We start from the raw sequence: 22,372 nt of genomic DNA on the forward strand, positions 1-22,372 counted from the left end.
TCAGGCCGGAGAATGGGTGCGATTGCGCGCGATCAATTGGGTGATGATGACTGGCGAGGCCACTGCCAACGCGATCAGGTCCGCTGTCAGGCTTGGCGCGACGAAGATCACCCCCGCGATCGCCATCAAAATACGCGACGCTATGTTCAATGACTTCAGCCAGTAACCGACCACAGCTGCGGACAGGGCGATGACACCGGCGATACAGCTGGCCGCAGTGTACGTGAACTCCCACAGATCAAAACCGGTTGAGGATACAAACAACAGCACCGGAGCGTAGACAAAAGCCATTGGCGCGATCACCTTGCCCAGCCCAAGGGTAAAGGCGGACAAACCGGTTCGGAATGGGTTGGAGTTCGCAATGGCCGCTGCCGCGTAGGCTGAGGTGCAGACCGGAGGTGTGATCTCGGACACAACACCATAGTACAACACGAACAGATGACTTGCGATGGGTGGAACGCCCAACTGCGCCAGTGCTGGCTGTGCTACAGAGACCAGCATGATGTATAGTGCAGTGGTGGGAATGCCTGCACCCATCAGGATGCACACCACGGCTATGAAAACAAGCGAGATAAACAGCTGAAGGTCTTCCATGGCAAACAACTGGAAGCTGCCGAACGAGATCATGTTGTAAAGATCAGCCGCCAGATTCCCCGCGCCCTGCGTCACCATGAATCCGATGCGGAAGCCGATGCCGGTGGTGTTGATCACACCGACAACAATGCCAACCGCGGCCGCCGCAGCACCCACGGCCAGTGAGTATTTTACGCCCAGTTCGACCGCTTGCAGCATTTCAGGTACTTCGATGCGTTTCTGGGGGTTCAACGTTGCGACTGCTGAAAGCCCACATAAGATCAGGGTCATGTTCAGGTCGAATCCGCCGTCCGAGAATTTCCAAAGCACAAAGGCCAAAAAGGCTGCCGCGTAAATCAAGGTTGGAGGTTGCCTGAGCCGCGACATGCCTGCGATGACCGCAAGTGAGATTCCGCAGAAAGCTGACATGAACGGCGTGTAGCCAGTGAACAATACGACAAGCAGTCCAATCAGAGGCACGATATTGGCCCAACCTTCGGCCCAGACGGCTTTGAGTTGCGGCAGTTGTTCCTTGGCAAGGCCCTGTAGGTTCAGTTTGCGTGCCATCAGATGCACCACGGCAAAGACGCCTACGTAGTGGAGGATGGCCGGGAAGATCGCCGCGATGACGATTGTGGTATAAGGAACTTCAAGAAATTCGGCCATGATGAAGGCGGCGGCCCCCATGATCGGTGGGGTGATTTGTCCACCAGCCGAAGACGCGGCCTCGACACCCCCGGCAAAGTGGCCGGGGTATCCTAGGCGCTTCATGTTGGGAATTGTCAGCGCGCCGGTTGATACGGTGTTGGCCACCGAAGACCCCGAGATCGTGCCGAAGAAGGCCGAGGACACCACCGACACTTTTGCCGGACCGCCTGTATAGCGGCCCGCCAAAATTGTAGCGTTGTCGATGAACAATTGTCCCAATCCGGTGCGCTGGGCGATGACGCCAAACAGGACAAAATGAAAGACGATGGTTGAAACAACCCACAGAGTGACCCCGTAGATACCCTCTTGCGGGAAGTACATCGACGAAACGAAGGTTTTGAAGTTCACGCCGGGATGTTGCAACAACCCGGGGAAGTACGGCCCCAGCAGGGCGTATGAGATAAAGACACAGATGATCAGCGGAAGCACCCACCCTAACGTGCGGCGGGCTATATCCAGCACCAGCAGGATGATGATGACGCCAAGAAACACATCATATCCGTTGGGATTGCCCATTCGGAAGGTCTGTTCCTCGATTCCCAGAAACGGGATGCCGCGCCAGGCAAGACCAACATACAACGCGGCCGTGATGCCAAGCGCCATGAAAACCAGGTCATAGAGGGGGATATTCCCAATGCGGAACCGGCTGACCTTAAGGGCATATAGGCTCTTGGCCCCGACAATCGGGATCGTGGCGTAGACAAGAATGAACAGCAGCGCCAAATAGATACCCATATGCCAATGGTCGGCGGGCAGGCCAAATCCGGCAGTAAAAAATTCATAAAACGCAAAGATCAGGGCGACAACGCGCAGCACCTTGCCTGTGGTGGGCGTGACTTGCCGGACGGCAGCACCTTCATCGAACTGTTCTTCGATGGCCGCCAGTTCCTCGGCCGTCAGTTCGTGGTCATCAAGTTTCTGGGTCTCGGACATGATGGCCCCCCGATTTCGCAAATTTCCAGAGTGCGGTGCCCCGCATAAGGGGCACCAGCGACAGGTTTCAATTGGGTTCGTTTACTGAAGCAGACCGGCTTCTTTATAGAATTTCTCGGCACCCGGATGCAGCGGAACACCCAAGGCTTCGACACCGTCCAGCGCCGTGTCAGGCGTGATCTGCTTGCCTTTTGCATGGCCATTGTCCAGCAGTTTGCGGGTGTTGTCGTTCCACAAAGCTTTGGTCAACTGATAAACTAGGTCTTCCGACAACTCAGAGGACACCACAAGCATCGCGCTGACCGCAGGGGTCTTGGTTTCTGCGTCGATTCCTTCATAAACGCCGCCAGGGATGGCGGACGGGATATAGGCTGGGATGATCTCGTTGATCTTTGCCAGATCTTCGTCGCTGAAGGAATACAGGTTCATGCCTTTGGTCGAAGACAACTGCACCATCGCGGCAACAGGCCAACCTGCAGCGTAGAAATAGGCGTCCAACTGACCATCTGCCAGACGCTCGGCGCTTTGGCTGTTGTTCAGCTCGGCTTCTTCCATGTTGTCGCGGTTGACGCCCCAGGCGTCCAACATCTGCAAAACTGCAACCTGCGTACCAGAACCGGCCTGCGCAATACCAACGCGTTTTCCTTCCAGATCGCTCAGATCGTTGATCGTCTCACCGGCTGGAAGCACCAGATGCAGGTCTTCGGGGAACAGGTTTGCGACGATGCGCAGGTTGGGGTGGGGTTTGCCTTCAAATTTGCCTTCGCCAAGATACATCGAGCGGGTCACGTCGGCTGCGGCAAGACCGGCCTCAAGCTCGCCATTCTGTACGGCAGCATTGTTAAAGACAGACGCAGTTGTCGATTGTGCAATCGCGATGAGTCCTGGTACGCCGCATTGGCCACCCTCTTCGCAAGGACGCGAGCCCGGAGGGGCCGAGATACCGTTCGCAATGGTGCCACCGATGGGGAAATAGGTTCCACCAGCTCCACCGGTGCCGATGCGGAAAAAGGTCGGATCCTGCGCCAGCGCCGGTGCGGCCAGCGCACCAGCCAAAGCCAGACCCGTCAGACATTTCACTAGTTTCATAGTCGTCTCCGTTGTTGGATCGTGGGATTCGGTTTTCCCGAACCTCGATCCTGAGAGCGTAAAGACAAATTTCATTAATACAAATTTGTTATATTTCACAAAACTAAAGTTTAGCTTATATATGAGTTATGAACCTGACACAGCTCACAGTCTTTCGCGAAGTTATGGAAACAGGCTCCATCGCTCAGACGGCCAGAAAGCTGAACCGCACCCAACCAGCGATCAGCTTGGCACTGAAGAACCTGGAAAAAACTCTGGGTTTGACATTGTTTGAGCGTAAAGGGCGGCGGTTGGTGCCGGTCCCCGAAGCGCATTATTTGCTTGCTGAGACGACTGGTATCTTGGACCGTCTAGCTGCGATCTCCAACACAATGGAGGGGCTTATTAAAGGGCATTCAGGCAGCCTGAATATTGCAACCATGCCCGGTCCTTCTGCCTTTTTGTTTCCGCGGTTTATTAGCCAGTCAGTTGGTGAAAACCCTGACATTAAAATCACTTTGTCAACGCGCAGCTCACCGCAAATTATCGAGCTTGCGGGAACACAGAATATCGATTTTGGCTTTGCGGATTTCGAACATTCCAACGGTAAAGGGCCGCAGTATTCCGTCGAATTGATTATGGCGGATTGTTTCTGTGCCATTGACCGAGAAAACCCGCTTGCCGTACGTGATCGCATCTCGGTCTCCGATCTCGACGGGGTTCCAATGGGTGGTCTTCATGAGACGCACCCGTTTCAGCGCAAAATAAGGGCACAGTTCCAAGGGGCCTCTGCTCAGTATAACTCGACGGTGACCTGTCAGTACTTTTTACCCCTGATCCCCTTCGTAAGTTCGGGGCAGTGTTGCACAATCGTGGATCCTCTGACCGTTGCAACCGAACGGGAATTGCAGCTGTCTGGCGGAAAGGTCGTGTTTCTGCCCATCGAAAGCCCACTTAGGTATGAATACGCGATATTAGAGCCAGTACACCGCCCTCCTTCACAGTTGGCCCTGAACATCAAAGCGGGCTGGAAATCTGAAGTCCTTGCGATGCTTGAGGATGTGTCTGCCAATCCCAGCACCAGTATTGTCAGAACAGAGGGGGAGGCATAGTAGTGCCTAACTGCGCGGGGCGGCATACGCTTAGACAACGCTTGGATCATCTCACGTTTAATCATTCGAATACGTAGCTTACCAATAATGAAGGGCCCCTTTTCAAAGGGGTAATTGTTTTCCCTACTCGTATCGTGCACAGCCTTCTTGCTATTTCTTTGGTATACTTTCTTACTACATTTGCCGCGTACGCCCACTCCGGCGATGGGTATGGTGGTGGTTTTGCGGCGCGGGTGGTCTGATTGCTTTTGCCGGGATTGCGTTTCTCACGGGTGTCGCCTGAGGATGAACGACCCCAAACCCCTTGCATCTGTCCCATTGGTGTTGGTGGCCGATCCGGCGTCGGCACATAGTTCCCTGCCGGGTATCGAGGGGTTTTACGTTGGAATAATCCACCCCTTTTCAACGCCACCGCAAGCCCTGCTGATGATTGGCCTGCGTTTGCTTGCTGGCGGGTTCAAACCAGCACATGCGAGATTTCTTCTTGTAAGCTTTTTTGTCACCAGCCTAGCTGGCCTCATTTTCGCGATTGGCTTTGCTGAAATCGATTCAATGATGTTTGCAATGGCCTTTTTGGCTTGTTCAACGGCTGCACTTTTTCCCGGAAAACCTACGCTTCTTGCAACCTTAGTGATCGGGCTGGGTGCATTTTTGATCGGTGATGCTTCGGTGCCGGACGATGGCCCATCCCAAGACAGGGTGTTCACGATGTCCGGTTCGATGATCGGTGCCAACTTAGGTTTGCTGTATCTTGTGGGTATTTGCTTTTTGGTCGGGAAGCACTTTACACGGCCGTGGGTTGGAATTTCTTTCCGTGTAATTGCAGCGTGGTTGGGTGCCGTTTCGCTTTTAATGTTGGCTCTCAGTTTTTCAAGTACGAACCTGACCACCCAATAGGTAAGTAAGTTCACTTCACAATGGCGGCACAGCGTCACCGGTCGGGGCGCTTAAAGGCCTTTTCATATGTAAACCGAAAGGGTCTGGCCCGATCACGCAAGGATTAGGGATTGCGCCTTGGCTATCGCCCGATCAGCATTGGAAGTGTCGCCCAACCCTTTGAACGCCCGCGCTACGGCCCGCCAGTTCTGCGCCGAGGTTGGTTTGAGTGCGGTGCGCTCGTTGGCCAAGGCCAGTGCAAGATCAAACCGACGCGCACGTAAGGCGGCCTCCAACAATGTCCAACCGATGATGTCACGCTGAGCAAAGGATCCGCCAAGCCGGTGGGTCAGGTAGCGGACGGGCAAAAGCCGATCCACGCAATCACCATATTTCTCATTCTTGAAATCGCGCATGGCCAGGCAGAAAGGCATACCAATCTCACGGCTCATGGCGACGTTGGCATCAGACGCGTTTTCTAGATATCGCTCATTGGCCGTCAATAGCTTGTCTTGTGCCTCGACCCTGTTATCTGACACAAAGGTCATCATCGCGTGGACATCGTTAAACGCATAAAGCGTGTCCTGCGCGGCGGGCTCCCACTTGTCCGCGAGGTGTTTCCATCGGTCGCCAGACTCTTGGCCAACAAGGTTGATGCGCCACAGCAAGGCTGAAGCGTCCAGTTCCTCATATTTATTGCCGTCCTTCTGGCGCGAGTCCAAATGCGCATCGAAAATTTCGTACACCTTGTCGTATTGCTCGATATCAAGGTGGTAGAGTGCGGTGTGCCACCAAAGGTGATTGGCGAAATTGGACGTGCCCCATTCACCTGCGCGTTCTTGCATGAACCGCACGCCGCCCATCTGGCGGCCACGCATTTCCATAACGTGGGCGACAGCATGCACGGCGTAGGGGTGATCAGGGCGAATGGCCAAAGCCTGACGCGCCAATTGTTCGGCGTGGGAAAAGTCACGGTTCTCTTCGAGGCCAAAAGCATAGAAACCCAGCACGAATTCGTATCCGGGTATACTTTCTTCCCAGAGCGTGGAGGCGCGGGCGACCACGTCGCGCTGCCCAGCGACGTCTCCTAGAAGAACGTCGGTGTAGTGAACCAACTCCATTGCCAAGAGGTCCATGGGGTATTTTACCAGCACGGCCTCCCATTTCTGCACCGCACCGTAGAAATCACCATTTACCCAGGCTTTGACCGCCTCGTAATGGCCAATCTCGCGATCATTGGCGGATTTGAGGCGCTTGCCCGCCTCGTCCAAAGCCGCGACCATCTCGCTGTAGATGCGAGTTTCCATGGATTGGGTCAGCCAACCGGCCTTAAAAAGCCAACCCATGATAAATTCAGGATGCTCGGCCAGAACCGCGTCGATTTCCGCAATCGCGTCGCCCCGAAAAGACAACGACATCTCAATCGCGCGTTCCAATCCGTCAATGGCCTTGGAGTCTTTATACGAGATTGGCACGCCCCGACAATCGGTGAAAGTTGCCCGTTTGTGTGAGACTTCAGATACGGCCGTCATGCGCACTCCTTCCAACAAAAGCTGAAATTAAGGTGAAGGTATTCCGCTGGAAAGCTAAGCCAATTGCAAGTCTAAGTTGCTCACGCCGTCGGTTGTGCATTCTCCGGGAAACGTCACGCCTTCCGCGCCGCTTCAAAGCCAGGGGATGCGCTTTGTCCAATACGTCTTGGTCTCTGATTGTTTCTTCAAGCGTTTTCGTTTTTCGGAAGATATCCACCCCGTGTTTGCGGGGTTTTCATTTTCAAAACCTGTCCAGCCACGAGGTTGCGCAGCATTTGCGCCGTGCCGCCGCCTATTGTGAACATTCGTGCATCACGCATCATGCGCTCGATGGGAGTGTTGCGCGAATACCCGCGTGCGCCGTGTAACTGCAACGCGTCGTTGGTCACTTTCACCGCCATTTCCGAGGCGAAGACCTTGGCTTGCGCCGCCAACATGGGATCAGGAAAACCTAAGTGCTGTCGGTCTGCACTGGCCGCTGCGCGCCAGATCATCATCCGAGCGGCATCAATCTGCATCGACATATCGGCAATAATCCACTGCAGACCCTGGAATTCGGCAATCGGGCGACCGAACTGCTCGCGCGTTTTTACAAACGCCAACGTTGCCTCATACGCTCCGCGTGCGATCCCAAGCGCGACCGCCGCCGCCCCGACGCGTTGCGCATTGTAGGCGTTCATCAATGCGGAAAAGCCATGCTTCAGCCCGTCGGGCGGTGAAATCAACCGGTCCAGGGGCAGGCGCAGATTATCCAGAATGACCTCGGTTTCCGGGATGCCACGAAGGCCCAGCGTCGGCTCACGCGCGCCGATCATCAGCCCGTCTTCGCCCAGATAGCCTATAAAGCCACCGATCCCTTTGAATTCGCCCTCTTCAATAACTCTGGCAAAGATCAAATAGAGCTGCGAGACGCCACCTCCCGTGATCCAGTGTTTCTTTCCCTTCAAAACCCATGCATTGCCTTCGCGCACCGCTGTAGTGGTCATTTCGGTCGCGGCGCTTCCTGCATCAGGCTCTGTGATACAGATTGCCGGTTTGTCACCGGCCAACACATGCGCTGCCGCACTTTTCTTTTGGTCGTGTGATCCGTAGGTGATAATCGCGCCGACGGCTCCCATATTTCCTTCAACAGCGATCCGACCCGATACTCCACATTTTGCAGCCAACTCTTCAACAACAAGTGCGACGTCAAAATAGCTGTGACCAGGACCGCCAAGCGATTTGGGAACGCTCATGCCCATTAGCCCCGATTTGGTCATCGCTTCGACAACGCGGACCGGATACCTCTCGGAACGATCAGTTTCTGCAGCAAGCGGGCCGGAGACGGTTTCGGCGATGTGCCGAGCCTTGTTTTGAATTTCGCGTTGTCTGACGGATAGCTCGAATGACGGGGTTGCTGAATAGTTAGCGTCTTGAAGCATGGTGCGCTCGCCTTGTTGATAAAGTCAGCATAGCATCGCCAAAAAAATTTATGTTAGTTTCAATTTCTTGTTTCTTGCATGAGGTTTCCTCATGAAGACTGCAGCGCCCCTATGAAAGTATCGATTACAAGATCTGCCCGGCCGTCGGAGTTTGTGAAAGCTCCGATCTCTCGGGAAAACGGCGGATCCCCAAAAGGAAGCGTGCGCAGGCGGTTCGAAAATGGCCGACGACCTTTGCAGAGCGGAACAATCGAAACCCCGAGCCCCTCACTGACAAGATTGGAAATTGCATCCAGTGAGTCGATCTCCATCGCACTTTTCACGTCAATGTTCTGAGCACGCAGTTCTTCTTCAATGCTCTGGCCTGCCCAAGTCTTACGGTTGAACCAGATAAACGGTTGCGTGCGCAGCAAGTCCTGCCATTTGTCGCCCTTGGCATGCGCTGGAGCTACAACAACGAAAGGTTCAATCGCGATACTGTGCCAATCCAGACCGGGGATCGGGTTCACAGGTTTGGTGCATATCGCAACGTCTACATGCCCATCCGTGAGCTTCTGGGCCAATGCAGATGAACTTCCGTTTTTTACCTCGACCTGCAAGGCGGGATAGGTCGTCTGCAGCGCCTTCAGGCCAACCGTAAGGAAGCTTGCCAAGGCCGTGGGGACAGCCCCAATCGCCAATCTTGATCTGACGATCTCACCCCGTGCTACACGCGCCGACGCTTCGAAGAGGGTCAGAGTCTGTTGCGCGTGCTCTGCCAGAGCGCGTCCCCGCGCCGTCGGTACAGGGGGTCGCTTGATACGGTCAAACAACTGTACGCCCAACTCATCTTCCATGGCCTTTATCTGAAGGCTTACAGCCGAAGGCGACAGCCCGATGACTTCCCCTGCAGCAGCAAAAGATTTCTGTTCAATGACTGCGAGTAGCGTTTTGAGCTGGTTTATGTTCATAACGATGAAATTGACCACACCATCGCATCGAAATCTAGGCTTAGGGCTATAGCCCAACTGCTCTAGCATAAAATCGGAGATGAAATGAAACTTGTGCGATTTGGTTCACCGGGCCAGGAAAAACCGGGAATTGTAGACGAAGAAGGAAGGATCCGCGACTTGTCGACAGTTGTCGCTGATATCAACAGTGACGTGCTTACCGATTCCGCGCTTGAAGTTCTTCGGTCCGCGGACGTCTCCAGTCTTCCGCTAGCAGAAGAAGGGGCTCGTCTGGGGGCCTGTGTATCCGGTATCGGGAAGTTCTTGTGCATTGGGCTGAACTACAGCGATCATGCCAAGGAAGCGAATATGCCGATCCCTAGTGAGCCGATCCTGTTTATGAAAGCGACCAGTTCCATCGTCGGCGCTTTTGATGATGTCATTATCCCAAAAGGCTCTCAAAAGTCTGACTGGGAAGTTGAACTCGGGGTCGTGATTGGAAAAACTGCTCGTCATGTCTCCGAGGCGGATGCCCTTTCGTACGTCGCGGGATATTGCGTTGTAAATGACCTTTCTGAACGCGAGTTTCAAATCGAGCGGGGCGGTCAGTGGGTTAAAGGAAAATCCTGTGACACATTTGGCCCGATTGGCCCATGGCTGGTGACTCGGGATGAAGTTCCGGATCCGCAGGCACTTGCCATGTGGTTAGAAGTGGACGGCGTTCGATATCAGAATGGTTCGACCTCAACAATGATCTTTGGAGTGGCAGAACTCATCTCCTATTGCAGCCGGTTTATGACTCTGGAGCCTGGCGATATCATTTCCACCGGCACGCCTCCGGGCGTCGGTATGGGGCAAAAGCCTGAACCGGTATTTCTGAGAGAAGGTCAACAAATTCGACTTTCCATCGAAGGCCTCGGCATACAGCAACAAAACACGGTTGCTTATAGCTGAATACACCAATTTGCTGGACCAACAGCGGATTCAAAGCGGGTTCAGCTTTAGGATCTTGGCTGCACGGTGAGGGTTGTTTTACTCGCTGGACGCTGAGATCGCCCACAAAATGGAAAAAGGGACGGCGGGTGAGATACCGACCGACCCTATTTAGTTTCGGAACGTGAATTTAACCAGCCAGGCGAATTCCATCGCCGTTGTCGGGCTTGAAAAACAAGAGCCGGTCTAAATATCGTGGCGAGACACTTGATGGGCGGACAACCAAACAGGAATCAATCATTTTTTTGCTTGTTTAGGTTTGTTACTATTGCTCGATTTTGAACTTCGCGGACAATTGTTAGAGGATTTCCACGCGACGCAAATTCAATCATTTTCGTTGAATAAAGTTTCCATGCAAACTGCCAAAGCTTCCATGGTAGCAACAAAGCGAGGCAGGTTAAGGGGGTCATATTCGAAGGCAAGTCTGAAGTACAACATCAGATGGTGCGCCGATTTTCATTGATCGACTTTTTCAGCCCGCTTTCAAGAATCTCGGAGAATCCTGCACGCCAAGGAAGGCGGCTGCGTTCCAGTGAGACGCTTTGGCCAGTGGTTGCCCGAAATCGCAGGCGGTCGACCATCAGGACATCGGTGCCAGCCGTATCAGGTGCACCTACCAGATCCATTTCTCCACGCGCTAAACGAAAGACGCGCGTGGCGAGTTCGGTTTCACCTGAGGACAATGTCACGCTCCATCCCGTGTGATCGTCGACGGTTTTGCCGCCGAAAGTGACAAATGATCCAACCCCGCGCCTCGTTGTGATCAGGCCCTTGCGGCTGAGGATCTCCAGGCTTTTTCGTACCATGTTGCGACTGACCTAGAACCGCTTGTTCAACGTGTTCTCACTGGCCTGCGGCGCACCCTTGTCCAGCCTGCCGGATCGGATCCCCTCCTCTAGCGTGAGGGCGACCCGCACCGATTTCGGAGCGCCGATCTGTTCAGCACTTGTTGCGTCATGTTCCCTAGCCAGCTTCGGAATTCTGTCAACACAGACGTGTGCAGTTCGGGGTTCCAGTGAATGCGACACCAACAGACTGCCCGGAACGCATCCCGTTCTTCTTCGTTCCCTGGCCAGTCATGTTGACTTTAGTGGAAACTCCCTCTTATCATTAGTACGCTAACGAAAATGGATTTGTGCATGGCCTACTCACAACCAAGCTTGCTGTCGGATGCGCTGTGTCTTCGTAAGCAGGCTGGGGTTCGTGTAATCGCGGGTGGCACAGATTTTTATCCGGCACTACGACCGGGTGAGCAGACGGAGAATGTGTTAGACATAACCAGAGTCGGTGGCCTGTCTGACATCAAGCAAACGGAAGACGCCACAAGGTTTGGTGCGGCTGCTACTTGGTCGAATGTTGTTAGAGCGGATTTGCCCGCAGCGTTTGACGCCTTGAAACAGGCAGCGCGTGAGGTCGGAAGCCTGCAAATCCAGAACGCGGGCACGATTGCCGGGAACATTTGCAACGCGTCACCGGCGGCAGATGGTGTTCCGCCTCTGCTGGCCTTGAACGCTGAGGTTGAGCTTGCCAGCGCAGCGCGAGGGACACGCATTCTGCCGTTGGGCGAATTTATTACGGGCGTGCGGCAAACGGTGCTTAGAGAAGATGAGCTGGTGACAGCCATCATTGTGCCAAAACAACATGTCCGCATGACATCCGGCTTTGAGAAGCTAGGCAGCCGCCGCTATTTGGTCATCTCGATTGCCATGACGGCGGTTAACATCCTGCTGGATGCACAGGGCAAAATCGCAGATGCCCGCGTCGCCGTAGGGTCCTGTTCCGCTGTGGCGCAGCGGCTGACAGCGCTGGAAGCGCGTTTGATCGGGCAGGATCCCTATAAACTAAGGATTTCGCAGGACGACATCGCGAGTCTGACGCCCATTGATGACGTCCGGGGGGCGGCATCGTACCGGTTCGACGCGGTGCGTCATCAAGTTCAGCGCGCAATTCACAAGGCGGTTACGTCATGAACAAAGCGTTGTCAGATACCCCGGTTCCATTCCAACTGAACGGTCGAGAGGCGGCCCCACTCGTCGCACCTGGCCAACGATTGTCCGAGGTTTTGCGTGAAAGTCTGAGTCAGCGTGATGTCAAGATCGGCTGCGACGCAGGGGATTGCGGGGCGTGTACCGTACTGATCGATGGTGACCCAGTTTGCGCCTGCCTGACCCCGGCGCATCAGGTTGCAGGGCGCAAGGTCGAGACTGTGCAGGGGTTGAACGCCCAAGACCCCGTTGCCACGAGGTTAAAGCAGAGTTTTCTGGATCATGGGGCGGCGCAGTGCGGCATCTGTACGCCGGGTATGATCGTGTCCGCTGTCGCGCTTTTGCGAGATGTGCCTGCGCCCACCGAGACGCAGGTGCAAGACGCTTTGGGTGGCGTGCTGTGTCGCTGCACGGGCTACCGCAAAATCATCGACGCTGTCATGGGCGCGCCTGCCATGGCAACCGAAACAGCAGGCCAGGTGGGTGACGCGATCCAACACTTGGATGGGATCGAAAAGGTCTCAGCTGTCGTGAAATATGGGGACGACGTGGCGCCGGCCGGGTGCCTTGAGGTTATGGTAATCCGCTCGCCCTTTGCGCGGGCAACCTTCGAAATCGGTGATCTTGAGGGGTTTGCGCAGGCGGCTGGGCTGGACGCGGTCCTGACGGTGGCGGATGTTCCGGGCCAGAATTGCTTTGGTGTCATTCCGGGGTTTGAGGATCAGCCCGTTTTCGCCGAGAGAGAAACTCGGTTCCGGGGTGAGGCGGTCGCTGCCCTGGTCGGCGCGCGGGATGCTCTGCGCGCGATTGATCCTGACGTATTGCCGATCGTTTGGACTGAGTTGCCTGCAGCTCAGGACATGGGCGCAGCTCAGAGTGTCTCTGCGGCACAGTTGCATAAGGGGCGGAATAACAACGTGATGTGCACCGGGTTTGTGACCTGCGGCGACCCTGAGGCGGCGCTGGAGCGTGCCCATGTGACTGTGGAAGGCCGATTTCAAAGCGGCTTTGTGGAACATGCCTATATAGAGCCAGAAGCGGGGTTTGCAGAACTCGTAGACGGTCGTCTTGAGGTGCATGCCTGCACGCAGGCCCCGGTGATGGATCTTGACGGGCTTTCGCTTGTTCTGGGGTTGGATCGCGCCAAAATCCGGGTGGTTCCTACTGCTGTTGGCGGCGGATTTGGTGCCAAGTTGGATATGAGCGTTCAGCCTTATCTGGCGCTTGCGGCGATTAAAACAGGCAAGCCGGTACGGCTTTGTTATTCACGCACGGAATCCATGCAAAGCTCGACCAAGCGGCACCCGTGCGACATCACACTCAGGATCGGAGCTGATGAAGATGGCAAGCTGTGCGGCTTTGACTTTCGCGGCAGCTTCGACACTGGTGCTTATGCCAGTTGGGGGCCAACGGTGGCGAACCGGGTTCCGGTCCATGCCTCGGGTCCATATCGCGTTGCGGACTATGTAGCGCAGGCCAAGGGCGTTCACACCAACAACCCGCCATCCGGTGCGTTTCGTGGTTTTGGCGTGCCGCAATCGGCCATCGCGCAAGAAAGTCTTTTTGACGAACTGGCCGAGAAATTGGGAATGGACGCGCTGGAATTCCGCATAGCGAACGCATTGGACAATGATGTGCCGACCGTGTGCGGGCAGGTTTTTGATCAGGGCGTCGGGATCAAGTCTTGTCTTGAGGCGTTGCGGCCTGCCTGGGATTTAGAACGTGCAGAGGCCGAGGGGTTCAACGCCCGCAACGAAAAGCTGAAACGCGGCGTCGGCATCGCAAGTGGCTGGTACGGGTGCGGCAACACATCTTTGCCCAACCCGTCAACCATCAAATGTGGTATTCGCGCAGATGGCTCGGTGGTGCTGCATCAAGGTGCGATGGATATTGGTCAGGGGGCCAACACCGTCATCACGCAGATATTTGCAACCGCGCTTGGGGTCGAAGCAGGTCAGATCACGCGCGTTGGCGTGGATACGGATGTAACACCTGACGCGGGCAAAACCTCGGCCTCGCGCCAGACTTTTGTCTCGGGTAATGCGGCGCGGCTTTCGGGCAAAGCGTTGCGGGCTGCGATCCTGGAGCGTTTGAATGTGGCAGAGGATGCAGTTCTGGGCTTCAGAGACCGAGAAATCCATGCAACCGATGCCGCAGGATCTCATGTTTTGACCCTGTCTGCGCTTGCAGCCGATGAAGACGGTTTTGTTCTGCGTGCGGAAGAAAGCTATGATCCTCCGACAAAACCCCTGGACGACAACGGGCAAGGGCATCCTTACGCCCAATTCGGTTATGCCGCGCATTTGGCCGTGGTCGAGGTAGATACCGCGCTGGGCATTGTCCGACCTGTGAAATTTGTCGCGGCTCATGACGTCGGCCAGGCTATCAATCCGATGCTTGTGGAAGGGCAGATTCACGGTGGGATTGCTCAGGGACTTGGCATGGCGCTGATGGAAGAATACATCCCTGGCCGGACTGAGAACCTGCATGACTATCTGATCCCGACCATTGGGGATATCCCTCCGATTGAAGCGATCATCATCGAAGAGGCTGATGCGCATGGGCCTTTCGGGGCCAAGGGTCTGGGAGAGCACGTCTTGATCCCCACCGCGCCTGCGCTTTTGAACGCGATCAAACACGCAACCGGGGTGCGGTTGTACAAAGGCCCTGCGACCCCCAGCGTCGTTCATGAGGCCCTGAAGAAGAGCGTGATGCAATGACCAATGCTTCGAAGCCCGAAAAGATCCGCTGCGATGCCTGCCCGGTGATGTGTTACATCGCCGACGGCAAGTCCGGCGCTTGTGACCGCTATGCAAACCATGGTGGTGAACTGGTACGGTTGGATCCGCTGACCATCATCCAAAGCGGGCCGGATCTTGTACCGTTTATGGGAGAGGGCGCGTCCGCGGATTGGGATGGTGACATCTTCAAAGGAGAGCGTCAGTTTGTTACTGCCGTTGGCGCAGGAACAACCTATCCCGATTACAAGCCCGCCCCCTTCATCGCCAGTCAGAAGGTTGAAGGTGTCGATATGGTCACGGTCGTGACCGAGGGGATCTTTAGCTATTGCGGTGTGAAGGTAAAAATCGACACCGACCGCCATATTGGCCACGAACGCGATGTTGTGCGCGTGGATGGCGAGCCGATCGGCCATGTAATGACATCGGAATACGGGTCAAAGATGTTGTCTTTGGGTGGTGTCGAGCACCTGACGGGTGGCAGTAAGAAAGAAGGCCGTGTGACTTGTGACGCGCTGCTGCGGCTGTGCAACCGAGAACCAGTGACCATGATAATCGGCGAAGAGGATCACGCGACAGAAGTTGTGGTGCAGGCAGGTCAACCCCCGATCATAAATGGCGTTACCGAAAGCCTAATGCGCGTGGGCTGCGGCTCGGCCACCATTGGCATGTTTCCGAAACAGTGGATCGGCCATGTGGACGACGTTGTGGTGGTGGACGATCACATAACCGGTGTTCTCAGTGAGCACGAAACAGGCAAGCAGCTAGACGTGCCGGCGACGGGGATCAAGATCAAGGGGCGCCGCTCGACGCCGGGGCGGTATTTTCAGGTGGCAGAACCCGGAACAGGGTGGGGCGGCACGGATATTGAAGATCCTCTGGCGATCCTCGGCCCGTTCAATCCCAAAACAGCCTGGGAAGGGTTGCGGTTGTTCATGGTGTCGACCACCGGTGAGCAATTCTCATATTACGAGCTTGATGCTGATCTTGTTCCGCAACAGCGAGAGGTGCCCGCGAAACTTGCGTCCTCGGCGGCGTTGATCGCGGAGAACTGCGAACCATCGGTTTGCTCGGTCCTGTTCATGGGCGGGGCAGGGGGATCGCTGCGGGCGGGTGTCACAGAAAACCCAGTGCGTCTGACCAAATCGGTTAAGGAGGCGCTGACGCATGTGTCCTGCGGTGGGGCGGATGCTTATGTTTGGCCCGGCGGCGGTATCACTGTGATGGTGGACGTTCTGGACATGCCAACCAGTTCTTTTGGCTACGTTCCAACGCCTGCTCTGGTCGCGCCTATCGAGTTCACCCTGCGCGTGAGCGACTATGCCGCGTTGGGCGGGCACGTCGACCATATGCGGCAGGTGAGTGACATAAACTCTGATCAGGCCCGTCATGTGCGGCAAAATCCCAAAGCGGGGAATCCAATGGACCTTGGCAACTACCGCTGGAAGGCAGACGCGGAATGAAACCGCACGCGCGCCTGTTGCCCGATGGCCAGCGCTTGCATTTGCAGCATGGCCCCAGCGATCTGATCGTATGGGCGGATGGCGCGCGGGATCACGCGTATCGGGCCGCAATGCGTCGGTTCGAAACCATTATTGCCGAGGTGGTCGAGGAGCTGCCTGACCTTCGTGCGATGTTGTCACCATTTACCAACCGCCCCATGGGCGCGGTGGCACGCCGAATGCATGATGCGTGTCTGCCTTTGATGAATGTAGGCTATCTAACCCGGATGGCCGCCGTGGCGGGAAGCATAGCAGACGAGGTTCTTGCGGCCATGACCAAAAACGCGGATATCACCCGCGCTTATGTCAATAACGGTGGCGACATTGCCTTACATCTGACGCCGGGGACCTCGTTCAAAACAGCGATCAAGGCCCATGACGGTAGCGATTTGGGCCGGATCGAGGTCACAGGTGCGGATCGAATTGGCGGTATCGCGACGTCGGGCCGCCACGGGCGTAGCCTGTCGTTGGGTATAGCAGACAGCGTGACAGTTCTTGCTAACTCTGCCGCCGAGGCTGATGCCGCAGCAACACTTGTTGCCAATGCAGTGGATGTGCCAGGGCACCCTTCGGTCAGCCGTCGCGCAGCCAGCGGGGTTGACGAGAACAGCGATCTTGGGGGCTTGCCTGTGGTTGTCGGTTGTGGCGCTTTATCGGCCAGCGAGTGCCAGCAAGCATTGGCCTTCGGCGTCCGTCGCGCAACATCGTTAAAGACCCACGGTTGCCTTAGAACTGCGGCACTGTTCCTTCAAGGCCACGCCGTCACGACCGGCGCACATATTTTACCCATTCAACACGAGATCCAAAATGTCCCAACTTAACGTCCGAAAGACCGCCTATTCCGTTGAGGAGATTTTCCACGAAGGTGGCCCTGTCCCTGCAACACCCTTGCGCCGGGCGGCGGCGATCGCGATCATCGAGAACCCGTTTGCAGGGCGGTACGAGCCCGACATTCAGTGGTTCATGGAGGACCTCAAGCCGCTGGGATTGAAAATGGCAAAGCGTCTGGTCGAGATGCTGGGAGGCGCTGACAAAATCGAAGGGTATGGCAAAGGCGCAATGATTGGAGAGGCCGGTGAGTTGGAGCATGGTGCACTGTGGCACGCGCCCGGCGGATACGCGATGCGCGAGCTTCTGGACAACTCGAATGCGATTGTGCCCTCATCCAAAAAGGTCGCCGGTGTGGGTGGGCGGCTGGATGTGCCGATCACCCATATCAATGCTTCATACGTGCGCAGCCATTTTGACAGCATGGAAGTTGGCTTGAATGACGCACCCAAGGCGGGCGAGATGGCCGTTATTCTTGTCATGAGCACTGGGCCCCGCATCCACGACCGGGCTGGTGGCCTGGCTGCAAAAGACATCAAAGGAGAGGATGGGCTGAGATGAATGCCAAGATCCGCAAAATTGCCGTGAACATCGAAGAAACCCATACCGAAATCGGGCGCAAGATCGACCCGGCCACGCGCAAAGCAGTTGCAGTGGCCGTGATCGAGAACCCGTTTGCAGGTGCTTATCAGGAAGACCTGAGTGCGCTGATGGAGATAGGCGCGGAATTGGGTGCGTTGTTGGGTCGCAAATGCGTCGAAGCCCTTGGTATCGCGCCCGAACAAGCTGAAAGCTATGGTAAGTCGGCCATGGTGGGAGAGAATGGCGAGTTGGAACACGCCGCTGCAATTCTGCATCCTAAACTCGGCGCACCACTGCGGAAAGAAGTAGAGAAAGGAGCGGCCTTGGTGCCGTCCTCGAAAAAGATGGGATCTCCGGGTCAGGTGCTGGATGTGCCTCTTGGACACAAGGATGCGGCCTATGTGCGCAGCCATTTCGACGGGATTGAAGTGCGCCTGAATGATGCGCCGCGCGCAAACGAGATTATGGTAGCTGTGGCAGTGACTGACAGCGGGCGGCCGCTACCGCGAGTTGGTGGCTTGACCCATGACGACGCAGAAGGCAAAGACGGGCTTCGTTAGGAGCACTTATGTCAGACAGCGTCGATCCCTACCGTCTAGAAGATCAGGTCGGATATCTTTTGCGGTTGGCCAGCCAACGCCATTCGATCATCTTTCAGAACCGTATCTCCAGAGATTTGACGCCCACTCAGTTTTCCACGCTGATCCGCGTGGCCGAGAAGAAAGAGGTTTCGCAAAATCAGCTGGGCCGACTTGCGGCAATGGATATCGCGACGATCAAAGGGGTGGTCGACCGGCTGAAGGCCAAGGGTCTGTTGCAAGCGACTGCCGATCCCGGAGACAAAAGACGCTCGATCATTTCATTGACCGATGCGGGTGCGCAATTGATAGACCAGCTTTATGCAGATGGGTTAGGGATCTCACAGGAAACTCTGGCGCCGCTCAAGAAATCTGAACAAAAAACGCTTTTGACATTGCTCAGAAAGATCACCTGACCTTCCGTCGTGCTTAGAGGATGCGTTCCGGCAGGCGTTGCGCTGGAGGTGTGTTGCGTGAACGTTCCGAGCGGATCACACCGTCGATGATCGTCATGCCGACACCGGGCAGGTTCCCTTGCGCAACGCTTTCCAGCATGGTTTTCCCCGGTGCGTGCTGGGCCTGGTCCATAAGAACAAAATCGGCGCACAGGCCTTTTTCGATCAGGCCCACATTCAGATCCCGCTGTCGTGCGGTATTGCCGTTGCCAAAGCAAAAGGCGATCTCGGCCGGGACATTTCCAAAGGCTGACAGCATCGCGATCATGCGCAGGATGCCAAGGGGCTGTACACCTGACCCTGCTGGCCCGTCAGTGCCCAGGATCACCTGATCCAGCTTGCCAAGTTCACGCGCTGTGTTCACGGTCAGCACAGCAGCGCGTTCATTACCGTTATGCACGATTTCAAAGGCTTGCTTGGTGCAGGTTTCACACAGGCAGATGATCTGGTCATCTGGCAGCGCCGAGTGACCGCCGTTGATGTGGCCGATCACATCCGTACCCGTTTCGATCACCATATCTGCGTCAATGAGACCAGACCCGGGGATGGACGGCCCCCCGGTATGGATTGTTGACTGAATGCCGTATTTGCGGGCCCATTCGACCATCTGGTTCGCGGTTTTGCCATCTTTGACCGACCCCAGGCCAACTTCGCCCAGGTATTTCACGCCAGCATTCGCCAGCTCTGCAAAATCCTCTTCGACCATACCATGTTCGATCACTGGGGCACCTGCGTGAACCTTGACGCCTGAGGGGCGAAAATTCTCGTACCAACGCTGTGCTGCAATCGACATCGCTTTGAGGCCGATCACATCTTTGGGTCGGCCGGGCATGTGGACCTCCCCGGCCGAGATCATCGTGGTCACGCCTCCATTCAGGGTGGAGTCAATCCAGTGGAGTTGCTGTTGTCGCGGGGTGTAATCGCCGACAACCGGATGCACATGACTGTCGATCAAACCGGGGGCCAGCGTCACTCCATGCGCGTCAACAACAGAGGTCGGGTCGTCTGTATCAAGGTCCTTTTCATAACCCCACGCATCGATCTTGCCGTCGATCGCAATCAAACAATCGCCGTCAAAGATTGGGTCTTCCATCTTGCCGGACAGGATCATACCGATGTTCTTGATGACCAGTTTTTCCATAAGATCCTCCCGATATTCATTAGTATACGAATATAGGATGTAAGCGCGCGTCAAGAAAATTCTGGAACGAGCCTTAAACATCGCAAAGCAATTGGCAGAGCGGTGTATCGAAACTCAGTCATTAGTATGCGAATAATAAGCCGACCAGTCTGAAGTGCATCTGAAAAAAACGGAGCGCTGTGTGTCGATCAGGGACAGCCCCTATCTCATACCAAGTTCTTAAAGGCCGAAGCTGTAGGTCAGAGCAACAGGTGCTGCTTCGAAAACATAAGGGCGGTGGTCGTTGGAGTTCAGTGCGACGGTAAGAATATAGTCGCCGGGCGCAAGAGCGCCGATCTCAAAGCGCTCTTCATAAAGGCGGCCCAACTTAAAACCGTTCAGATAGATATGCGCGTGCCCCTGACCATCGACATGTGGTGCGCTATCCTCAATGAGGACAAACTCGAAATTCTCAACACTGATTTCAATGGCGAACCCGTCTGTGCTGACATCTGGATCTTGCGCCAGCTCGATGGTTGGACTGGGTGAAACAGCGATCCCGTTGGACATACTGTGATCCATTCCTCTCGCGCCACCGGTCGCTTCGGGGTGCAAGATGCGGGTGACAACTTCGGTGCCGTCATCAAATTCCAGCGCAAGCGCATGGTACGTACCTTCGGGGAACGCGCCCTCCGGGACTTGCAACATGACATGAGCGCCATCCATTGCCAGTTGCGCCGTATCACTTCCGGGCACTACAAGTGGTCCGTCACGTCCGGGATTCATTAAGGATGTTTGGCCTCCGGAAGGCGACGTGACAGCTAGAAGAGTGCGAGGTTCACCATCGTTTTGCAGGTTCAGCGTAACCATGAACATCGATCCCGAGGCTCCCATCGGGATGGCCCGTCCGTCGCTGACCTTCATTGTGGTTTGCGGCGTACCAGTGAACATGTAAACGAGACCCAACGCAGCCGCGATGCCTGCCACGGCGAACCAGCGTTTTCTCATTTAATCTGCCTCCTTGAACGAAGTTGTGTGTATGCTAACAAAATGGCGCCGATTTTGAAGCCCCTTCTCGCCGCGTTTCTCATTGCAGTATCGAGCGTGGAACCGGCTTTTGCCCATGCGGCGGATCAGGGCTTTGTTCTTTTGTTGCCTACTACCGCCTACATTACCGGCGGAGCATTGACCGTAACAATCACGATCCTGCTTCTTGTTTGCCTCAGGCCCGGCCAGCTTGCAACTGTGCTCAGGCCTATTGTTCTGAACCGTGGGCGAGGAGACAGCACATGGCACCATTGGGGTCAGATTGCCGCGTCCCTGTGCCTGGCGGGGTTGATCCTGATTGGCTTGCGAGGGCCGACGGATCCACAAGCGAACCTGATGCCTTTGGTTTTGTGGACAGTATGGTGGATGCTGTTGTTTGTTGTGCAGGCGCTGGTTTTTGATGTCTGGAAATGGGTCAATCCCTGGCCGGGTTTGCATCGCCTTCTGGCCCCGGATCACAAAGCGCTTTTTAGGCTGCCCAAAGAGGTTTCGATCTGGCCGGCGGTTATTCTGATGGCGGCGTTTCAAGGATTTGTTCTGGCCGATGCGGCACCAAATGACCCCGGTCGACTTGCGCGTTTCGCGTTCGGGTATTGGATGTTCACCTTGGCGGGAATGACCCTGTTTGGGCGCAGACCTTGGCTGGAGCAAGTCGAGTGCTTTTCGGTTTTGTTCAACTTGATCGGCACTATGAGGATCGCGCGCGCCGGAGCGTTTGGTCTGCCGGGGTGGCAGGTGTTTCAAGGCAGTAGGTTCGATCTGAGCCATGCAGCTTTGGTTCTGGTAACCTTGGCAGCAGGCAGCTTTGACGGCCTGTACGAGACCTTTTGGTGGTTGGCGCAGATTGGGGTCAACCCGTTGGAGTACCCGGGCCGGACGGCATTGATCTGGCCGACAACGGTGGGCCTTTATGGCAGCGTCCTGCTGCTGAGTTGCGTGTTTGGATTTGCCGTGTTTTCAGGAACCGTACTGGTGCGCGAGAAAATACCCTTCAAAAACGCGTTCATTCACTTTTCCATCACTTTGCTGCCGATTGCGATTGGTTATCATTTTGCCCACTACTTCGTGACGTTCCTTGTGCAAATACAGGTTGTGATCGCAACATTGGCGGACCCTTTTGCGCTTGGCTGGAACCTGTTCGGGCTTGGTAGCCGTCGGGTCATGGTTGGGTTTTTGACGGTCCCCGGCACTGTGAAGGCCATTTGGCTCACTCAGGCCGGGGTCGTGGTGATGTCCCATGTGCTGGCGGTCATACTCAGCCACCGGACGGCTGAAACCTTTTGCCACACGCGCCGGGACATACTTGTGTTGCAATTGGGCCTGTCTATCCTGATGATTTGCTATACGATTTTCGGGTTGTGGCTACTAGCAAGTCCACGCGGCGCTTAAAAA

At 55.6% G+C, this 22,372-nt stretch carries 19 protein-coding genes; 11 read left to right on the plus strand and 8 right to left on the minus strand.

Annotated elements, in window-relative coordinates; genetic code table 11:
* Together GOV85_RS06965 and GOV85_RS06970 are read right to left on the minus strand one after the other, a co-directional pair.
* Positions 1 to 2,214: a TRAP transporter fused permease subunit gene (locus GOV85_RS06965; RefSeq protein WP_171176386.1), complete on the minus strand. Its 2,214-nt coding sequence runs from the start codon at positions 2,212 to 2,214 to the stop codon at positions 1 to 3.
* A gap of 81 nt (positions 2,215 to 2,295) precedes the next feature.
* Positions 2,296 to 3,303, minus strand: a complete 1,008-nt coding sequence (locus GOV85_RS06970; RefSeq protein ID WP_171176388.1) for a TAXI family TRAP transporter solute-binding subunit — start codon at positions 3,301 to 3,303, stop codon at positions 2,296 to 2,298.
* Between the two features lie 128 nt (positions 3,304 to 3,431).
* On the opposite strand from GOV85_RS06970, the gene GOV85_RS06975 reads away from it, so the two are divergent.
* Positions 3,432 to 4,394 carry a LysR family transcriptional regulator gene (locus GOV85_RS06975; RefSeq protein WP_171176390.1) on the plus strand — a complete coding sequence of 321 codons (963 nt, stop codon included), beginning with the start codon at positions 3,432 to 3,434 and terminating at the stop codon, positions 4,392 to 4,394.
* 321 nt (positions 4,395 to 4,715) lie between these two features.
* Entirely contained in the window at positions 4,716 to 5,291 is a 576-nt protein-coding gene (locus GOV85_RS06980; protein ID WP_171176392.1) for a hypothetical protein, read from the plus strand.
* Positions 5,292 to 5,383: 92 nt separating this feature from the next.
* Here GOV85_RS06980 and GOV85_RS06985 read toward each other — a convergent pair whose 3' ends face one another.
* The 3 genes from GOV85_RS06985 to GOV85_RS06995 all read right to left on the minus strand — a co-directional run bounded on the left by GOV85_RS06985 (position 5,384) and on the right by GOV85_RS06995 (position 9,242).
* A complete protein-coding gene (locus GOV85_RS06985) occupies positions 5,384 to 6,802 on the minus strand; it encodes a tetratricopeptide repeat protein (protein WP_171176394.1) in 1,419 nt (472 codons plus the stop codon).
* A 185-nt stretch (positions 6,803 to 6,987) separates the two neighbouring features.
* Positions 6,988 to 8,223, minus strand: a complete 1,236-nt coding sequence (gene acdA, locus GOV85_RS06990; protein ID WP_171176396.1) for a 3-sulfinopropanoyl-CoA desulfinase — start codon at positions 8,221 to 8,223, stop codon at positions 6,988 to 6,990.
* Positions 8,224 to 8,312: 89 nt separating this feature from the next.
* Positions 8,313 to 9,242: a LysR family transcriptional regulator gene (locus tag GOV85_RS06995; protein ID WP_371809160.1), complete on the minus strand. Its 930-nt coding sequence runs from the start codon at positions 9,240 to 9,242 to the stop codon at positions 8,313 to 8,315.
* A 15-nt stretch (positions 9,243 to 9,257) separates the two neighbouring features.
* On the opposite strand from GOV85_RS06995, the gene GOV85_RS07000 reads away from it, so the two are divergent.
* Positions 9,258 to 10,106, plus strand: a complete 849-nt coding sequence (locus tag GOV85_RS07000; protein ID WP_171176400.1) for a fumarylacetoacetate hydrolase family protein — start codon at positions 9,258 to 9,260, stop codon at positions 10,104 to 10,106.
* A gap of 476 nt (positions 10,107 to 10,582) precedes the next feature.
* Here the strand turns inward: GOV85_RS07000 and GOV85_RS07005 are convergent, their stop codons facing one another.
* A complete protein-coding gene (locus GOV85_RS07005; RefSeq protein ID WP_174827339.1) occupies positions 10,583 to 10,951 on the minus strand; it encodes a hypothetical protein in 369 nt (122 codons plus the stop codon).
* Positions 10,952 to 11,284: 333 nt separating this feature from the next.
* On the opposite strand from GOV85_RS07005, the gene GOV85_RS07010 reads away from it, so the two are divergent.
* From GOV85_RS07010 to GOV85_RS07040, 7 genes are read left to right on the plus strand one after another with little or no spacing between them, the layout of a single operon-like run.
* Positions 11,285 to 12,115, plus strand: a complete 831-nt coding sequence (locus GOV85_RS07010) for a xanthine dehydrogenase family protein subunit M (protein ID WP_171176402.1) — start codon at positions 11,285 to 11,287, stop codon at positions 12,113 to 12,115.
* Positions 12,112 to 14,850, plus strand: a complete 2,739-nt coding sequence (locus GOV85_RS07015; protein WP_171176403.1) for a molybdopterin cofactor-binding domain-containing protein — start codon at positions 12,112 to 12,114, stop codon at positions 14,848 to 14,850. The genes GOV85_RS07010 and GOV85_RS07015 overlap by 4 nt, the downstream gene beginning before the upstream one ends.
* Positions 14,847 to 16,331, plus strand: coding sequence for a 6-hydroxynicotinate reductase (locus GOV85_RS07020; protein ID WP_171176405.1), 1,485 nt, complete (start codon positions 14,847 to 14,849; stop codon positions 16,329 to 16,331). The genes GOV85_RS07015 and GOV85_RS07020 overlap by 4 nt, the downstream gene beginning before the upstream one ends.
* Positions 16,328 to 17,191 (plus strand): UPF0280 family protein, encoded by an 864-nt coding sequence (locus tag GOV85_RS07025; protein WP_171176407.1) that lies wholly within the window; start codon positions 16,328 to 16,330, stop codon positions 17,189 to 17,191. Before GOV85_RS07020 ends, GOV85_RS07025 begins: the two co-directional genes overlap by 4 nt.
* On the plus strand, positions 17,178 to 17,759 hold the full coding sequence (locus tag GOV85_RS07030; protein WP_171176409.1) for an amino acid synthesis family protein: 582 nt from the start codon (positions 17,178 to 17,180) through the stop codon (positions 17,757 to 17,759). The genes GOV85_RS07025 and GOV85_RS07030 overlap by 14 nt, the downstream gene beginning before the upstream one ends.
* The gene (locus GOV85_RS07035; protein WP_171176412.1) at positions 17,756 to 18,340 is read left to right on the plus strand and encodes an amino acid synthesis family protein; all 585 of its coding nucleotides are present in this window, start codon (positions 17,756 to 17,758) and stop codon (positions 18,338 to 18,340) included. The genes GOV85_RS07030 and GOV85_RS07035 overlap by 4 nt, the downstream gene beginning before the upstream one ends.
* A gap of 8 nt (positions 18,341 to 18,348) precedes the next feature.
* A complete protein-coding gene (locus GOV85_RS07040) occupies positions 18,349 to 18,774 on the plus strand; it encodes a MarR family winged helix-turn-helix transcriptional regulator (RefSeq protein ID WP_171176414.1) in 426 nt (141 codons plus the stop codon).
* A gap of 13 nt (positions 18,775 to 18,787) precedes the next feature.
* On the opposite strand, the gene GOV85_RS07045 is transcribed toward GOV85_RS07040, so the two are convergent.
* A complete protein-coding gene (locus GOV85_RS07045) occupies positions 18,788 to 19,954 on the minus strand; it encodes an amidohydrolase family protein (RefSeq protein ID WP_171176424.1) in 1,167 nt (388 codons plus the stop codon).
* Positions 19,955 to 20,173: 219 nt separating this feature from the next.
* Positions 20,174 to 20,941 carry a copper chaperone PCu(A)C gene (locus GOV85_RS07050; RefSeq protein WP_171176427.1) on the minus strand — a complete coding sequence of 256 codons (768 nt, stop codon included), beginning with the start codon at positions 20,939 to 20,941 and terminating at the stop codon, positions 20,174 to 20,176.
* A 42-nt stretch (positions 20,942 to 20,983) separates the two neighbouring features.
* Between GOV85_RS07050 and GOV85_RS07055 the strand changes: the two genes are divergently transcribed.
* Complete coding sequence (locus GOV85_RS07055; protein WP_171176429.1) at positions 20,984 to 22,369, plus strand: hypothetical protein; 1,386 nt, start codon at positions 20,984 to 20,986, stop codon at positions 22,367 to 22,369.
* Positions 22,370 to 22,372 lie beyond the last annotated feature (3 nt).

The sequence above is a fragment of the Ruegeria sp. HKCCA4633 genome, assembly GCF_013034605.1.
In the GTDB taxonomy this organism is placed as follows: Bacteria; Pseudomonadota; Alphaproteobacteria; order Rhodobacterales; family Rhodobacteraceae; genus Ruegeria.

Bases quoted from the DNA above. Each gene is read 5' to 3' on its own strand.
- GOV85_RS06965 (WP_171176386.1), bottom strand. From the start codon at position 2,214: ATGTCCGAGACCCAGAAACTTGATGACCACGAACTGACGGCCGAGGAA.
- GOV85_RS06970 (WP_171176388.1), bottom strand. From the start codon at position 3,303: ATGAAACTAGTGAAATGTCTGACGGGTCTGGCTTTGGCTGGTGCGCTG.
- GOV85_RS06975 (WP_171176390.1), top strand. From the start codon at position 3,432: ATGAACCTGACACAGCTCACAGTCTTTCGCGAAGTTATGGAAACAGGC.
- GOV85_RS06985 (WP_171176394.1), bottom strand. From the start codon at position 6,802: ATGACGGCCGTATCTGAAGTCTCACACAAACGGGCAACTTTCACCGAT.
- acdA (WP_171176396.1), bottom strand. From the start codon at position 8,223: ATGCTTCAAGACGCTAACTATTCAGCAACCCCGTCATTCGAGCTATCC.
- GOV85_RS06995 (WP_371809160.1), bottom strand. From the start codon at position 9,242: ATGCTAGAGCAGTTGGGCTATAGCCCTAAGCCTAGATTTCGATGCGAT.
- GOV85_RS07000 (WP_171176400.1), top strand. From the start codon at position 9,258: ATGAAACTTGTGCGATTTGGTTCACCGGGCCAGGAAAAACCGGGAATT.
- GOV85_RS07005 (WP_174827339.1), bottom strand. From the start codon at position 10,951: ATGGTACGAAAAAGCCTGGAGATCCTCAGCCGCAAGGGCCTGATCACA.
- GOV85_RS07010 (WP_171176402.1), top strand. From the start codon at position 11,285: ATGGCCTACTCACAACCAAGCTTGCTGTCGGATGCGCTGTGTCTTCGT.
- GOV85_RS07015 (WP_171176403.1), top strand. From the start codon at position 12,112: ATGAACAAAGCGTTGTCAGATACCCCGGTTCCATTCCAACTGAACGGT.
- GOV85_RS07020 (WP_171176405.1), top strand. From the start codon at position 14,847: ATGACCAATGCTTCGAAGCCCGAAAAGATCCGCTGCGATGCCTGCCCG.
- GOV85_RS07025 (WP_171176407.1), top strand. From the start codon at position 16,328: ATGAAACCGCACGCGCGCCTGTTGCCCGATGGCCAGCGCTTGCATTTG.
- GOV85_RS07030 (WP_171176409.1), top strand. From the start codon at position 17,178: ATGTCCCAACTTAACGTCCGAAAGACCGCCTATTCCGTTGAGGAGATT.
- GOV85_RS07035 (WP_171176412.1), top strand. From the start codon at position 17,756: ATGAATGCCAAGATCCGCAAAATTGCCGTGAACATCGAAGAAACCCAT.
- GOV85_RS07040 (WP_171176414.1), top strand. From the start codon at position 18,349: ATGTCAGACAGCGTCGATCCCTACCGTCTAGAAGATCAGGTCGGATAT.
- GOV85_RS07045 (WP_171176424.1), bottom strand. From the start codon at position 19,954: ATGGAAAAACTGGTCATCAAGAACATCGGTATGATCCTGTCCGGCAAG.
- GOV85_RS07050 (WP_171176427.1), bottom strand. From the start codon at position 20,941: ATGAGAAAACGCTGGTTCGCCGTGGCAGGCATCGCGGCTGCGTTGGGT.
- GOV85_RS07055 (WP_171176429.1), top strand. From the start codon at position 20,984: ATGGCGCCGATTTTGAAGCCCCTTCTCGCCGCGTTTCTCATTGCAGTA.